This window comes from Mycobacterium sp. IDUB_24, from assembly GCF_055419385.1.
The window spans coordinates 1,226,898-1,240,521 of the sequence record NZ_JBVAXO010000001.1 but is presented as its reverse complement, the minus strand read 5'-3'; the positions used below and the strand labels follow the sequence as shown (position 1 = coordinate 1,240,521).

Sequence of the window (13,624 nt, the reverse complement as noted above, 5' to 3'; positions counted from 1 at the left end):
CGTCGGGCCCTACATGTCTGACTGGTTCTCAAGTTCTCTCGTGCGCTTGCTTGAGATCTTCGTACTATCCGGTCATGCCATTGCGCTCTGGAGAGATATTCGCCGAATTCAGGGTCATAAGCCTGCTCGGCGCAGGGGGCATGGGCGAGGTGTATATGGCGCAGCATCCTCGGCTGCCGCGCAAATATGCGCTCAAGCTGCTGCCCGCCAACATCTCAGCGGATCCCGATTACCACCAAAGGTTCATCCGCGAAGCGGATACGGCCGCACGGCTCAGTCACCCGAACATCGTCGGCGTCCACGACCGCGGGGAGTACGAAGGGCAACTTTGGATCGCAATGGACTACGTCAACGGGCCCGATGCCGGCCGGCTGCTCAACGAGCGTTACCCGGCTGGGATGCCGGTGGACGATGTAGCGGAGATCATCACGGCCGTCGGCGAGGCTCTTGACTATGCCCACGATCAAGGCCTGCTACACCGTGACGTCAAGCCCGCAAATATCTTGCTCGAATCATGGGACGGTCGGTCACGCAGAGTCCTGTTAGCGGACTTCGGCATCGCGCGCGATGTCGGTGAAATCAGCGGCCTCACCGCAACCAACATGACTCTCGGGACCGTGGCATATGCGGCCCCAGAGCAGTTGATGGGTGAGCCGATGGAAGGTCGCGCCGACCAGTACGCACTAGCCGCCAGCGCGTACCAGCTCTTGACCGGATTGCAGCTTTTTCCGCACTCAAACCCCGCCGTCGTCATCAGCCGACATCTCACGTCGACACCGCCGAAGATCGCCGACACGGTTACGGGACTAGGTGCCCTCGACCCCATCTTGGCCGCTGCCTTGGCGAAGGATCCCCAGGACCGGTTTGCTCAGTGCGCTGATTTCGCCAGCGCACTATCCGAGGCCGCCCGAACGAGTTCGTCCCGCCCAACTGCACTGACCACCCCCGCACCAACAACCAGGCCAGCATCAGGCGGGACCCGGCGGGTGACAAGATTCGCTCTCACTGCAATTGTGGCCGCAACCGTTCTTGCAGTTCTCTCGGTTCTGGTGTTGATGATCACGCGGACCTGGGACTCGGGACAATCTGCGACTACCTCGCCATCCCCGTCCACCTTCGCTCCTGATCCAGCTTCAACGGGCGCGGCGACGACTGTAAGTCCGCCGCCGATTGCAGTCACGACCACGAGGCCGACGACGACGCCGAGTGCAGCCGCGCCGCCACCAACACAAAGCTTCGCTCTGCCCGGCTGCACAAAGGATGGCGCCGCTGCCATAAAACCTGAGCTCGTGAAACCGACTTGCAATAGACAGCATTGGATTGAAGGACTGACGTGGACCGAATGGGGAGCGAACGGCGCAGCAGGAACCGGGACCGAGCAATCGCAGGGCTGCGATCCTTCCTGCGCTGCCGGTGAGATCTCGCGCAACCGAGTTCAAGTGCTCTTCACCGGCAAGTCTTCCGCTCCCACAGATAGTGGCTGCCCGACTGAGCTTTCCTACTACACCCAGATGGTCATTGCCTACCCTGATCTCACAGCAGCACCGTTTGAGATGAACTCCGAATACGCTGTCACAACTAGGTACAACGGCATGCCAGCCATTCGTTACAACAGCTTAGACGTTAATTGCCAAGCCGGACCGCAACTTTAGTTCCGATCCTAGAATGAGACGGTTGCGCAAACCGGCTTAGCCCGTGACCCTTCGCTGCGGTGCACACTCCCACTCCGCGATGGTGCGCACGCTGGCGGGACTAGTGAAGAAACCCAAGCCACTGGGCGATGATGGTGAGCAGACTGTGCTTAGAAACGTCCGTGATCAGCAATGTAACCGCAGCGCACCTCAGCGATGCCGCGCAAGCTCAGTCCGTTTCGTTTCCCAAGGGCGCGTAGCGCTGCGGTTTCGCATCACTGTTGCGAATCGCCTTGTCGCGCGGGCCTTTGTTCAGCTGGGTCAACGACCACCGTCGCTTCGCGGTAAACGCTCCACCAGCAGTCGGAGTCGCCGAAATCGACAATCAGTCGAGTCTGCTTGCCTGTCTCGATTCGGTACACTTCACCAACGCGGCCCTCTACCGGGTCACCGTCGCGAGTCACCTTTACCGTGTCGTTGACCTTGGCGGCCGACATGCCGATCCGCTCCCGATCAGGTATCCGGTTTTGGAGAAATCGTGCACGAGCGCGGCGGGCGCGATACCCCCAGCCGCTGATACGTTCATCGTCGCCGTCGAACTCCGTCTGTTCCAGAGCCTTCATCTGACGTCCATCGGGCTGCCAGGCGCCGCCGTGGCCGTCGACGTCGTAGGCGCTGGTGCGCACGCGGAAGAATGGTGTAAATGCCTGTTTGTACGTTTTCTTCCACCAGAACGCGCCCCAGGAATCGTTCTCGCCCGGTTTTATCAGGGCATTGGTGAGCAGAGCGATCGCAAATCCGCTCGCCGCACTGAAGAAATACTTTCCCGGATCATCATGGGTATGATGTGCCATCTCCCAAAACCCATACATGACAACGGCGTAGCACAGGATATAGAGACCCCCAATAAGCCCGTACGTTCTGATTGCGACCCAAAAAACGGCACGATCAGGCTCGTATGGCAGCAGAACCCGGGCCCGGTTCCTGCCGATGGCGCCGGCCATCAGTAATGCGATGACGACACCGATGGCTCCCGCTCGATCGTATCCTCCCCGCTCTACGGCAATCACAAACAACAATCCGAGTACTGCTGGGCAGAAGTCGCGCAGCGCCCGCAGCATTCTCTCTTTATCGAACATCGCCGCCTCACAGGTCAGCGGTAATGTCGAGGATCATGACCGCAGCTCCATCGATCCTGCGGCGGCGGATCAGATTCGAAGGTGGAGAGTGGATAGGCCAATGCGCACTTTTCGCCATATGCAGACGTCCGTAGGTACCCCACGGCGGCATTCAGATAGAAGACCGGACTATGGGGGCCATCGACCCAGTTCGGCCCTGCACCCGCAGGCGGTTCCACGCTGAGCATGCGGTAGCGGATTTCCTCTGCGAGCCGCCCGACCTCCGATGCCAGGCTGTCGGCACGCTCGAGAAAGTTTTGGAATTCGTATCGAAAGTCATCATCGGGCATCCAGGGGTTCTCTGGGTCATCCCACGCGCCCGCACCGACCGGTTCGCCTATCTGGCCGCCCATGTCACCCCCCGAAGTACACACAAGCGTGGGCAAAATCTCTCGGCCCAGCCAGCGCAACGCGGATATCAGTCATCAGGAGTGTCCCACCCGTAAATGCTCGCGTCCAGGGTGTCAGACACCATTGCTTGATTCGGCGTACTACGCGCATGTGATCTTGTACGCGGCGGTGGGCTTCGCCGTGAAGGCGACGAGTTCATGGAGTAGTTGAACGTTCAGAATGAAAATTAGCAGCGCGGTATTGAGAAGTAATACGCACTGCGTACCGTGCCCGAAATTCTCTGAATATGCCATTCGTGATACTGCGTGACATCTCGGCTGAGAATGTGCAATGCAGTTTGAGAATTGACAGAATGCACGGATGTCTATTTCGTTCCGGCAATTGCCAACTTTTGCCAGTTTCCAAATGGAATTGCCAGCGGAGAGTTGGAAGCGACAACTGGGGGGGTGGCACCCGCCCTTGGTACCGACGGACATACATAAGCACAGCTAATGCGCGTATAGAATCATTAGCTGTACTTGACCAACACCCGTCCATAACCTCGACCACATGGCTTCACCTGTGCTCGTCGGATTCCTCACCACCATGGCGTTGATCGCCGCAATCGGCGCGCAGAATGCCTTCGTGTTGCGTCAGGGCATTCGCGGGGAGCACATCGTCGCCGTCATCGCGTTGTGCACGGTCTCCGACTTGATCCTGATCGCCGCCGGCATCGCCGGAGTCGGAGCTCTGATCACCGCGCACCCCGATGCCATGGCGGTGGCGAAGTTCGGCGGCGCGGCCTTCCTGATCGGCTACGGCGTACTCGCCGCACGTCGCGCCTTCCGGCCGTCGGCCCTCAATCCGTCCGAACGCACGCCGGCTCGTCTGGCCGAGGTGCTGGTCACCTGCCTGGCCCTGACCTGGCTGAACCCGCACGTGTACCTGGACACCGTGGTGCTGCTCGGCTCCCTGGCCAACGAACACCGCGAGCAGCGGTGGCTCTTCGGCGCCGGCGCGGTCGCGGCCAGCGCACTGTGGTTCACCGGCCTGGGCCTGGGTGCCCGCCGCCTGGCCGGACTGTTCGCCACCCCGATGACCTGGCGAATCCTCGACGGAGTGATCGCGGTGATGATGATCGCGCTCGGCGCGAGCCTCGCGATGTCCTGAGCGCCCGTCGACGGCGCCCCGGCGTGCCACGATTCACAAGGGGCACCCCTCGATCGAACTCGCGGGATGAGACAGAATCACCAGGTGAGTCCCATGTTCCGGCGTGAACCGTCCCCGGCCCCGCACCCCTTTGCGAACGCCCCGGCATGGTTCACCTCCGCACTGGAACAGACACCCGAACACTCGACAATCGAGGTCGACGGCTGCGCCATTCATGTGCGGACCTGGGGCAACCCGGACAATCCACCGCTGGCGTTCGTCCACGGCGGCGGCGCTCACTCCGGCTGGTGGGATCACATCGCTCCGTTCTTCGCCCGCACCCATCGCGTTATCGCACCCGACCTGAGCGGGCACGGCGACAGTGGCACCCGGACCGAATACACCCTGGCGATCTGGGCCCGGGAGGTCCTCGCCGCATCCGACGCCTCCGGGTCTTCGGCGCGGCCCACGATCGTCGGCCACAGCATGGGCGGCTGGGTCGGCGCCTCGGCCGCCACCCGCTACGGCGCGCAGATCGACAGCATCCTGGTCATCGATTCGCCACTCCGGGAACGTGCCCCCGAGGAAGTGCGGTTGCGCAACCGCCGCCGGGACACCGCCGGATACGCGACCGAGGAAGAGATCCTGGCCCGGTTCCGGGCGGTACCGAAGCAGGACGTGACGCTGCCCTATATCGGTCACCACATCGCGGTGCAATCCGTGCGCAAGACCGACGACGGGTGGGTGTGGAAGTTCGACCCGGACATCTTCGGCGGCCACCTCTTGGACGAAACGTCCACCGACGAGGAGCTGCTGGAGAACACGTTCGCCCGAATCCCTTGCCGCGTCGGGTATTTGCACTGCGAGGACGGGGTGGTCCCGCCACCGATGGCCGCCCAGATCCAGTCGATGCTGCAACTCCGCGGCCCCTTCGTCGAACTCGCCGAGGCCGGTCACCACCCGATGCTGGATCAACCCCTACCGTTGGTGGCGACCATTCGGACCCTGCTGGAGTTCTGGTCGATCACTTAGCCCCCAGCGGCCCGGCGAACGACTTCTTCAGCGCGCTCGGGGCGAGCGCCGGCAACAGCGCGGCCAGCATTTTTCGTTTGAGCCCGGTCGGAGTGCGGACGAGCTCGATGTCGACGCGCGTACCGGTGGCCTGCGGCGTGAGCTGAAATGTCCAGCCGCCTCCCGGACCGAAGACCTTCGAGTCATGGGTGGTCACGGTGACGCGCCGGCGCTTGGTATCCCAGTCGTAGCGGGCACGCTCCCACGCCGCACCTGTGCCCTCAGTCACCTCTGCCCAGGTGTCCCCCAGCGCGTGCACCTGAAAATGTTCCTCGTCGATCGTCGGCCACCGATGTGGACGGGACGGCCCGAAGTCCGTCAGCACGTCCATGAGGGCGGCGGAGTCGAGCGCTGACGACATCTGGAAACGGACCACGGGCATGTCTTGCTCCTTCGGGATTCAACTGAGACATAAAGACATTCACCCGGCATCCGCGCGGGCGGGCATCCGGGGTGAACGTCACACGCTTCATCTGACCCGACAGATTCGATCAAGTCCAACGATTGTTATGGATCAAAGTCATCTCAATTCGAGATGACTTTTGTCAGGGTGCGGGCCAGCCCGGCACAATCCCCGAGGCATCGGGTCCTGATCCGGCGCCCATTCTTTCGGCCGTGGCTGTCGGAGGCTGTCTGCCTCCCAGGGGAGAATGCTTACGCCGCCCGCCCACAGCGGGCGGTCCGAACCGATCGCTCCGGCATCGGCCCTGGTGGGAAAGGACCAGCAGTGAGTTACAACGCCGCAGACATCACCGAGCTCGACGATGTCCAGCACACCCGCCTGCGGCCGGCGGTGAACCTGGGCCTCGACGTGCTCAACACGGCGTTACGCGAGCTGGTGGACAACGCGATCGAAGAGGTCGCCGATCCCAGCCACGGCGGGTCCACGGTCACCATCACCCTGCACGCCGACGGCTCGGTCAGCGTCGCCGACGACGGTCGCGGCCTGCCCGTCGACTCCGACCCCACCGGCAAGAACGGCATCGTCAAGACGCTGGGCACCGCGCGGGCCGGCGGCAAGTTCTCCGCCCACACCGACGCCACCAGCACCGGCGCCGGTCTGAACGGAATCGGTGCCGCGGCAGCGGTGTTCATCTCCGCTCGTACCGATGTCACCGTGCGCCGGGCCGGGAAGACCTACCTGCAAAGTTTCGGCGGCGGCTATCCCGGCACCTTCGACGGCAAAGATTTTGACCCGGACGCGGAGTTCACTCGCTCGGACACGCAGAAACTGCGTGGCACCGGCAACCGCAAGCCCGACGCACACGGCACCACGGTGCGCATCCTGTTCGACCCGGCCGTGGTGCCGGACTCGACCGTCGACATCGGTGAGGTACTGCTGCGGGCGCACGCTGCGGCGCGGATGTCGCCCGGCGTGCACCTGGTCGTCGCTGACGAAGGCTGGCCCGGCGAGGAAGTCCCGCCTGCTCTGATCGAGCCGTTCAGCGGCCCGTGGGGCACGGACACCCTGCTCGATCTCATGTGCACCACCACCGGCAACCCCGCACCCAGCGTCCGGGCCGCCGTGGAGGGGCGCGGTGAGTACACCACCGGCCGTGGCGCGACCCCGTTCCGCTGGTCGCTGACCGCGGGCCCGGCCGAACCGGCCACCGTCGCCGCGTTCTGCAACACCGTGCGCACCCCCAACGGCGGATCACACCTCACTGCCGCGATGAAGGGGCTGTCCGAGGCCCTGGCCGACCGCGCGTCCCGCATCCGCGACCTCGGTCTGGCCAAAGGTGAAGACGGCCCGGAGCCACAGGATTTCGTGGCAGTCACCGCGCTGGCGGTGGACACCCGCGCCCCGGACGTGGCCTGGGATTCACAGGCCAAGACGGCGGTGTCCTCGCGGTCGCTGAATGTGGCGATGGCCCCGGATGTGGCGCGCAGCGTCACCATCTGGGCGGCCAACCCCGCCAACAACGACGCGGTGTCGCTGTGGACCAAGCTGGCGCTGGAATCCGCCCGGGCGCGGCGCAGCGCCGAAGGGGCGAAGGCCCGCTCCCGCGCGGCGTCGAAAGCCAAGGGCCTGGGCACGAACCTCTCGTTGCCGCCGAAGCTGCTGCCCAGCCGCGAGACCGGCCGCGGCTCGGGCGCCGAACTGTTCCTGTGCGAGGGCGATTCCGCCCTGGGCACGATCAAAGCGGCGCGCGACGCCACGTTCCAGGCGGCGTTCCCGCTGAAAGGTAAGCCGCCCAACGTCTATGGATTTGCCCTGAGCAAGGCACGGGCCAAAGACGAGTTCGACTCGATCGAACGCATCCTGGGCTGCGGCGTGCGTGATCACTGCGATCCGGAGCTGTGCCGCTACGACCGGATCCTGTTCGCCTCCGACGCCGACCCCGACGGCGGCAACATCAACTCCAGCCTGATCTCGATGTTCCTGGACTTCTACCGGCCGCTCGTCGCGGCCGGCATGGTCTACGTGACGCTGCCGCCACTGTTCGTGGTCAAAGACAGTCAGGAGCGGATCTACTGCCAGGACGAGTCCGAGCGTGACACCGCCGTGGCGCGTTTGAAGGCCACCTCCAAACGCAAGGTGGAGGTGCAGCGCAACAAGGGCCTCGGTGAGATGGATGCCGACGATTTCTGGAACACCGTGCTGGATCCGCAGCGGCGCACCGTGATTCGGGTGAATCTCGATGACGGCGAAGCCAAGCTGCACCACACCCTGTTCGGCGGGCCCCCGGAGGGCCGGCGCACCTGGATGGCCGAAGTCGCCGCCCGCGTCGACACCTCCGCTCTCGACTTGACCTAGGACGTAGGAAAACACTGTGACTGCCACCCTGGACCTCCCTGAGCAGAATCCCGACCTGGTGCTCGATCAGAGCGCCGACGACTACTGGAATCACTACCAGCTGACGTTCGCGCTCTACAGCGTCAGCGACCGCGCCATCCCCTCTGCGTTCGACGGGCTCAAGCCGGGCCAACGCCGCCTGCTCTACCAGATGCACGAGTCGAAACTGCTGCCCGGCAACAAACCGCAGAAGTCCTCGAAGATCTGCTCGGCGGTCACCGGGAACCTGCACCCGCACGGCGGAGCGTCGATGTACGGGGCCGCGGCGCTGATGGCCGCCGAGTTCCAGCGCGTGAAAGTCATTGACGGACAAGGGGCGTTCCCGCGCATCCAGGGTGACATTCCCGCCGCGGACCGCTACACCGAGATGCGGCTGTCGGCTCCCGGTGCCGCGCTGACCGCGGAGCTCGACGATCACGCCGTACCCATGGTGCAGACCTTCGACGGCGAGTGGACCGAGCCGACGATGCTGCCGGCCCAGTGGCCGGTGCTGCTGTGCAACGGTGCCATGGGCATCGCCGAGGGGTGGGCCACCAAGGTGCCCGCGCACAATCCGCGTGAGGTGATGGCCGCCTGCCGGGCTCTGCTGGCCAGGCCGAACACGACCGACGACACGTTGATGAAGCTCATTCCCGGGCCCGACTGGGGCTGCGGGGCCACCGTTGTCGGGACGAACGGCCTGCGGGAGTACATCACCACCGGCCGCGGCTTGTTCACGGTGCGTGGCACGGTGTCGATCGAGGGCAAGAACTGCATCATCACCGAGCTGCCCCCCGGGGTCGCCAGTAACACTGTGCAGGACAGGATCCGGGCAATGGTCGAATCCGGCGAGATGTCCGGCGTGGCCGACATGTCGGACCTCACCGACCGTCGTAACGGTCTGCGCATCGTCGTCACCGCCAAACGCGGCCACAGCGCCGAGACCATCCGCGAGCAACTTTTGGCGCTGACCCCGCTGGAGTCGTCGTTCGCCGCCAGCCTCGTCGCCCTCGATGAGGACCGGGTGCCGCGCTGGTGGTCGGTGCGGGAGCTGATCTCCGCATTCCTGCATCTGCGTGACTCGGTGGTGTTGCACCGCAGCGAATACCGGCTCGAAAAGGTCACCGCGCGCCGCCATTTGGTGGCGGGACTGATGTTGATCCACCTCGACATTGATGCCGCTGTCGCAGTCATTCGCGGTTCCGACACCGTCGACGACGCCAGACAGGGCCTGCAGGAGCGGTTCCAGATCGACGAAGAGCAGGCCAATTATGTTCTGGCGCTGCAGCTTCGAAGGCTGACCAAGCTCGATGTGATCGAGCTGCAAGCCGAAGCCGACAAACTGGACGCCGAATACGCCGACCTGACCGAACTGGTCTCCAACCCCGATGCACGCCGAAAGGTGATCGACAAGGAACTGGTGGAGACCGCGAAACTGTTCAAAGGTCCCGAGTTCGACCGCCGCACCGTGCTGGACCTCGAGGCCACCCCGACGACTTCGGGCGCTGACGAGGACGGCCCCCGGGAGCGAAAGGTCAACGCCTCCTGGCGCCTTGACGACCGCGGCGTGTTTTCCGACAGCCACGGTGACCTGCTCACCGCGGGGCTGGGCTGGGCGGTGTGGACCGACGGCCGGGTCAAGTTCACCAACGGGAACGGCTTGCCGTACAAGATCCGCGATATCCCGGTGGCGCCGGACATCACCGGGCTACTGCTTTCCGGGGTACTGACGCCCGGGCACCACCTGGCACTGGTGACCCGACGCGGAAAGATTCTGCGCATCGATCCCGCCGCGGTGAATCCGCAGGGCGCGGCGGGCAATGGTGTGGCGGGGGTGAAGCTGACCGCCGATGACCCGGGTGACGAGGTCATCGCGGCCCTACCGATCAGCTGCGAAAACGGGGAAGCCATCCTTTCGACCTCGGAAAAGGGTTGGAAGGTCACCGAAGTCGCCGACATTCCGGTCAAGGGCCGTGGTGGCGCGGGCGTCGGGTTCCACCCGTTCGTCAACGGCGAGGATGCGGTGCTCTCGGTGGCGATTTCTGCGACCGGGTTCGTGCGCGGCGGGAGAGCCGTGCGGGCAGAGAAGCGCGCGAAGGCTTCGGTCAAGAGCGCAGGCACCGGTATCACGCCGGCCCCGTAAGGGATCCCGGCGTAAACGCCAGCCGGAAACGTCTGGCGCCGCATGATGACTCATTTGCACCACCTGTCACACCGCCATCACACCGCATCACTTTTGGAGTAGTGCGCTACGCGGGCTTTTCCGACAGGTGGGCATCACCATGGACAACACAAGGTAGGAGCTAGTCGGGGGCAAACATCATGAGACTTCAACTTCACCCAGTAGGCGCACAGCCCGCCGCGAACACCGGCGGGAATCCGCCGGCTGAGAGTCAGGGCACCTGGAGCCCGGCCAAACTGGCCATGGTCAGCACGCTTGGCGCAGCCGCCGTCACCGGAGCCTTCACCATTGTGCCCCAGCTCATTCCGCTGCTTCACCGTAGCGCTGAGAAGCCAAGCAGCATCTCCTATGATTACACCGGGGACTACACCAAAGCCGAGGTAACCGTCGACGGTTCCGCGTCAAAAGACGTCGACGAGGTCGCCGTACTCGTCGGGCCTAGGTCAGCAGGTGGAGCATATTGGGCCAAGAAGGTGAAGGTGGTCGACGGCGCTTGGGATGTCACGATCGAGACAGACCCGAGTCTGCCGAAGCCGTACGTAGTCCAGGCGATTCCGCATACCGGCCATCGCAATTCGGCCCTCGCCGCGAACACTGTCGCGCTGTACTCGTTGGGATCCGGGGACGCCACGACACCGCCTCCGTCTCCGCAGGATCCGCTGCAATGCGCCCAATTGCACGGGCCCAGTTGCTTCGAAGGCCCCGGATGGGGGTCACCGGTGACCCGCGAATCAGACGGCTGAGGACGAACGCGCGTCCCGCGGCCCCTCGGCTCAGATCGGCGCGACACGCCCCGCCCAGGGCAACGCCTGCTCGAGTTGGGCCGCCAGCTTGAGCAGCAGCGATTCACCGGCAAGCGGTGCGACGAACTGGACGCCGAGCGGCAATCCTTCTGCCGTCCAGTGCAGAGGCAGCGAGATCGCGGGGCGGCCGGTGATGTTCGCCAGCTGGGTGTAGGGCACCCAGCCGAGGTTCTTGTCCACCATGCCGTCGACAATCTTGGTGTAGCGCAACAGGCTTGCGGTACGAGTCTTGATCAGCGCGTCAGCGGCGTGCTGCAGCACGCCCGGCAGATCGAACTCGCCGATCCGGGGCGGCAGGGTTGCCAAGGTGGGCGTCAACAGAAGGTCATACGACTCGAAGAACGTGCTCAGCCGCCGCGTGTGTTCTTGGCGCCGCTGCACCGCATCGAGATAGTCGACGCTGCTCGTGGCGCGACCGATCGCCGCCATGATGAGCGTGTCACGCTCGAAAGCGTCGTCACCCGCACCGGTCAGCCGCTTGGCCTCGGCGAGCTCCCATGCGCTGTAGACGAACCAGGTCAGCAGGAAGTCGCGGGCAAGGGCGGCATCGTCGAAGGGCGCTTGGGGCAGTTCCTCGACGTGGTGCCCGAGCTCGGTGAGTGCGGTAGCCGTTGCCTCGACGGCGGCGAACGCCTCGCGGTGTGGCGTCGGATTGATCGCCGTCGGCACCCGCAGCCCGATGCGCAGCTTCCCGGGGCCCGCCCCCACGCACGACGCGAAGGACTCACCGGGCAGGCTCGGCACGTAGGGACCGAAGGGTTCGCCGCCGCTGAGAACATCGAGCATGGCTGCCGTATCACGAACCGTCCGCGAGACGACGCCCTGAACGGCCGCGCCGTGCATGGATTCTCCGACCAGCGGACCCGACGGCGTCAAACCGCGGCCCGGTTTCAGCCCTACCAGTCCGCAACTCGCCGCCGGAATACGAATCGATCCGCCGCCGTCGTTGGCGCCGGCGCAGGGCACGACGCCCGCTGCCACGGCCGCCGCAGATCCTCCCGAACTGCCACCCGGCGACCTTTCCAGGTCCCAGGGGTTTCGGGCCGGCCCCCATGCCTCGGGCTCGGTGATTCCCTTCGCGCCGAACTCGGGTGTGTTGGTTTTCCCGAAGATGACCAGGCCCGCGTCGATCCAGCGTTGTACGACCGTGGCATGCTCGGTCGCGTTCAGCGACATCAGCGCACGTGAACCGGCCGAGGTCGGCAAACCCGCATAGTCCTGCGCAAGATCCTTGATCAGAAACGGGACCCCGGCGAACGGACCCCTCAGATCGTCCGACGGTGAAGCCGGGACGTCGCGCACGATGGCGTTGATCTTCGGGTTTACCGCTGCCGCCCGCTCCCGGGCGGTGGCGAGAAGTTCAGCCGCCGAAACCTGCTTGTCAGCAATCAGTTTCGCCAAGGACGTGGCGTCGTGCGCACGGTACTCGTCAAAGTCCACCCCACGAAGGTAGTCCGCGGTGACGTTGCGCGGTGGCCTACCGCCCACGGGAGATGGGGGTCGTTGAAACCACTCCGCCCTCCTTGGGCAAGCTGAGTACCAACCGACCCGAAGGAGCATCCGTGGACTTCACGACGATCCGGCACGAGCTCGACGACGGGATCCTCACCGTCGTCCTTGATCGCCCGGACAATCTCAATGCCTTCACCGTCGAGATGGCAGAGGAGTTGGAGCGCACCTTCGTGGCGGTCAACGACGACGACGCGGTGCGTGCCGTCATCGTGACCGGCGAGGGTCGCGCGTTCTGCGCCGGCATGGACTTGTCGAGCGAGGGAAATGTGTTCGGCCTCGATGAGTCGAAGTCACCGGGCCTGGCCGACATGACCGACCTCGACGATCCCGAGCTTCGACGAGTCCGGGATACCGGCGGCCGGGTGACCCTGGCGATCTACGCCTGCCGCAAGCCGGTGATCGCCGCGATCAACGGCGCCGCAGTGGGGATCGGCGCGACGATGACGCTGGCCATGGATGCCCGCCTCATGTCGACCAAGGCCCGCTTCGGGCTGGTCTTCGGAAAGCTCGGCATCACCCCGGAAGCGTGTTCGACGTGGTTCCTTCCCCGGATCGTCGGTATGCCAACGGCTTTGGACCTGGTCTACCGCTCCGACATTCTGACGGCAGACGCGGCCCGTGAGATCGGCCTGGCGCAGGCCGTCCACGAACCGGATGCATTGATCGCCGAGGCCCGGGCGCTGGCCGATTCGTGGACACGCGACCGCTCACCGGTTTCGGTCGCGCTCATGCGCCAGATGCTCTATCGGAATTCAGCCGAGCCGCACCCGGTCGATGCGCACCGGGTGGACTCCTTGGCGATGTTCTACACGAGCATCGGTGACGGCAACGAAGGTGTGCGGGCGTTCCTCGACAAGCGGCCGCCGCAGTTCTCCGGCCAGGCCTCCGAGATGCCGCCGTTCTATGAGGAGTGGGTCGCCGACGGCGAGCCGCACTAGACGTAGGCGGTCTTCCTCGCAGCCCGGTGGGGCAGCGTCTGGGGATGGTATGTG

General features: G+C 64.7%; 10 protein-coding genes. 7 read left to right on the top strand and 3 right to left on the bottom strand.

Annotated features, from left to right (window positions below):
• The first annotated feature begins 74 nt into the window (after window positions 1-74).
• Window positions 75-1,652, top strand: a complete 1,578-nt coding sequence (locus tag ACZYZF_RS05970) for a serine/threonine-protein kinase (RefSeq protein WP_463834847.1) — start codon at window positions 75-77, stop codon at window positions 1,650-1,652.
• A gap of 254 nt (window positions 1,653-1,906) precedes the next feature.
• On the opposite strand, the gene ACZYZF_RS05965 is transcribed toward ACZYZF_RS05970, so the two are convergent.
• Window positions 1,907-2,770 carry a hypothetical protein gene (locus ACZYZF_RS05965; RefSeq protein WP_463834846.1) on the bottom strand — a complete coding sequence of 288 codons (864 nt, stop codon included), beginning with the start codon at window positions 2,768-2,770 and terminating at the stop codon, window positions 1,907-1,909.
• A 939-nt stretch (window positions 2,771-3,709) separates the two neighbouring features.
• Between ACZYZF_RS05965 and lysE the strand changes: the two genes are divergently transcribed.
• Window positions 3,710-4,309 (top strand): L-lysine exporter, encoded by a 600-nt coding sequence (lysE, locus tag ACZYZF_RS05960; RefSeq protein WP_463834845.1) that lies wholly within the window; start codon window positions 3,710-3,712, stop codon window positions 4,307-4,309.
• A gap of 93 nt (window positions 4,310-4,402) precedes the next feature.
• Complete coding sequence (locus tag ACZYZF_RS05955) at window positions 4,403-5,320, top strand: alpha/beta fold hydrolase (protein ID WP_463835146.1); 918 nt, start codon at window positions 4,403-4,405, stop codon at window positions 5,318-5,320.
• Here the strand turns inward: ACZYZF_RS05955 and ACZYZF_RS05950 are convergent.
• Window positions 5,313-5,741, bottom strand: a complete 429-nt coding sequence (locus ACZYZF_RS05950) for a hypothetical protein (protein ID WP_463834843.1) — start codon at window positions 5,739-5,741, stop codon at window positions 5,313-5,315. The two genes, ACZYZF_RS05955 and ACZYZF_RS05950, sit on opposite strands and share 8 nt — an antisense overlap.
• Window positions 5,742-6,086: 345 nt before the next feature.
• Here ACZYZF_RS05950 and ACZYZF_RS05945 point away from each other — a divergent pair, with 345 nt between their 5' ends.
• From ACZYZF_RS05945 to ACZYZF_RS05935, 3 genes are all read left to right on the top strand, one after another.
• The gene (locus ACZYZF_RS05945) at window positions 6,087-8,117 is read left to right on the top strand and encodes a toprim domain-containing protein (RefSeq protein WP_463834842.1); all 2,031 of its coding nucleotides are present in this window, start codon (window positions 6,087-6,089) and stop codon (window positions 8,115-8,117) included.
• Between the two features lie 16 nt (window positions 8,118-8,133).
• Window positions 8,134-10,278 (top strand): DNA gyrase subunit A, encoded by a 2,145-nt coding sequence (locus ACZYZF_RS05940; RefSeq protein ID WP_463834841.1) that lies wholly within the window; start codon window positions 8,134-8,136, stop codon window positions 10,276-10,278.
• A 179-nt stretch (window positions 10,279-10,457) separates the two neighbouring features.
• Window positions 10,458-11,060, top strand: coding sequence for a hypothetical protein (locus tag ACZYZF_RS05935; RefSeq protein ID WP_463834840.1), 603 nt, complete (start codon window positions 10,458-10,460; stop codon window positions 11,058-11,060).
• Between the two features lie 30 nt (window positions 11,061-11,090).
• Here ACZYZF_RS05935 and ACZYZF_RS05930 read toward each other — a convergent pair whose 3' ends face one another.
• On the bottom strand, window positions 11,091-12,560 hold the full coding sequence (locus tag ACZYZF_RS05930) for an amidase (protein ID WP_463834839.1): 1,470 nt from the start codon (window positions 12,558-12,560) through the stop codon (window positions 11,091-11,093).
• 122 nt (window positions 12,561-12,682) lie between these two features.
• Between ACZYZF_RS05930 and ACZYZF_RS05925 the strand changes: the two genes are divergently transcribed.
• Window positions 12,683-13,570, top strand: a complete 888-nt coding sequence (locus ACZYZF_RS05925; RefSeq protein WP_463834837.1) for a crotonase/enoyl-CoA hydratase family protein — start codon at window positions 12,683-12,685, stop codon at window positions 13,568-13,570.
• Window positions 13,571-13,624 lie beyond the last annotated feature (54 nt).

Excerpts from the sequence above, each read along its gene's own strand:
- ACZYZF_RS05970 (WP_463834847.1), top strand. The coding sequence starts at position 75 with ATGCCATTGCGCTCTGGAGAGATATTCGCCGAATTCAGGGTCATAAGC.
- ACZYZF_RS05965 (WP_463834846.1), bottom strand. The coding sequence starts at position 2,770 with ATGTTCGATAAAGAGAGAATGCTGCGGGCGCTGCGCGACTTCTGCCCA.
- lysE (WP_463834845.1), top strand. The coding sequence starts at position 3,710 with ATGGCTTCACCTGTGCTCGTCGGATTCCTCACCACCATGGCGTTGATC.
- ACZYZF_RS05955 (WP_463835146.1), top strand. The coding sequence starts at position 4,403 with ATGTTCCGGCGTGAACCGTCCCCGGCCCCGCACCCCTTTGCGAACGCC.
- ACZYZF_RS05950 (WP_463834843.1), bottom strand. The coding sequence starts at position 5,741 with ATGCCCGTGGTCCGTTTCCAGATGTCGTCAGCGCTCGACTCCGCCGCC.
- ACZYZF_RS05935 (WP_463834840.1), top strand. The coding sequence starts at position 10,458 with ATGAGACTTCAACTTCACCCAGTAGGCGCACAGCCCGCCGCGAACACC.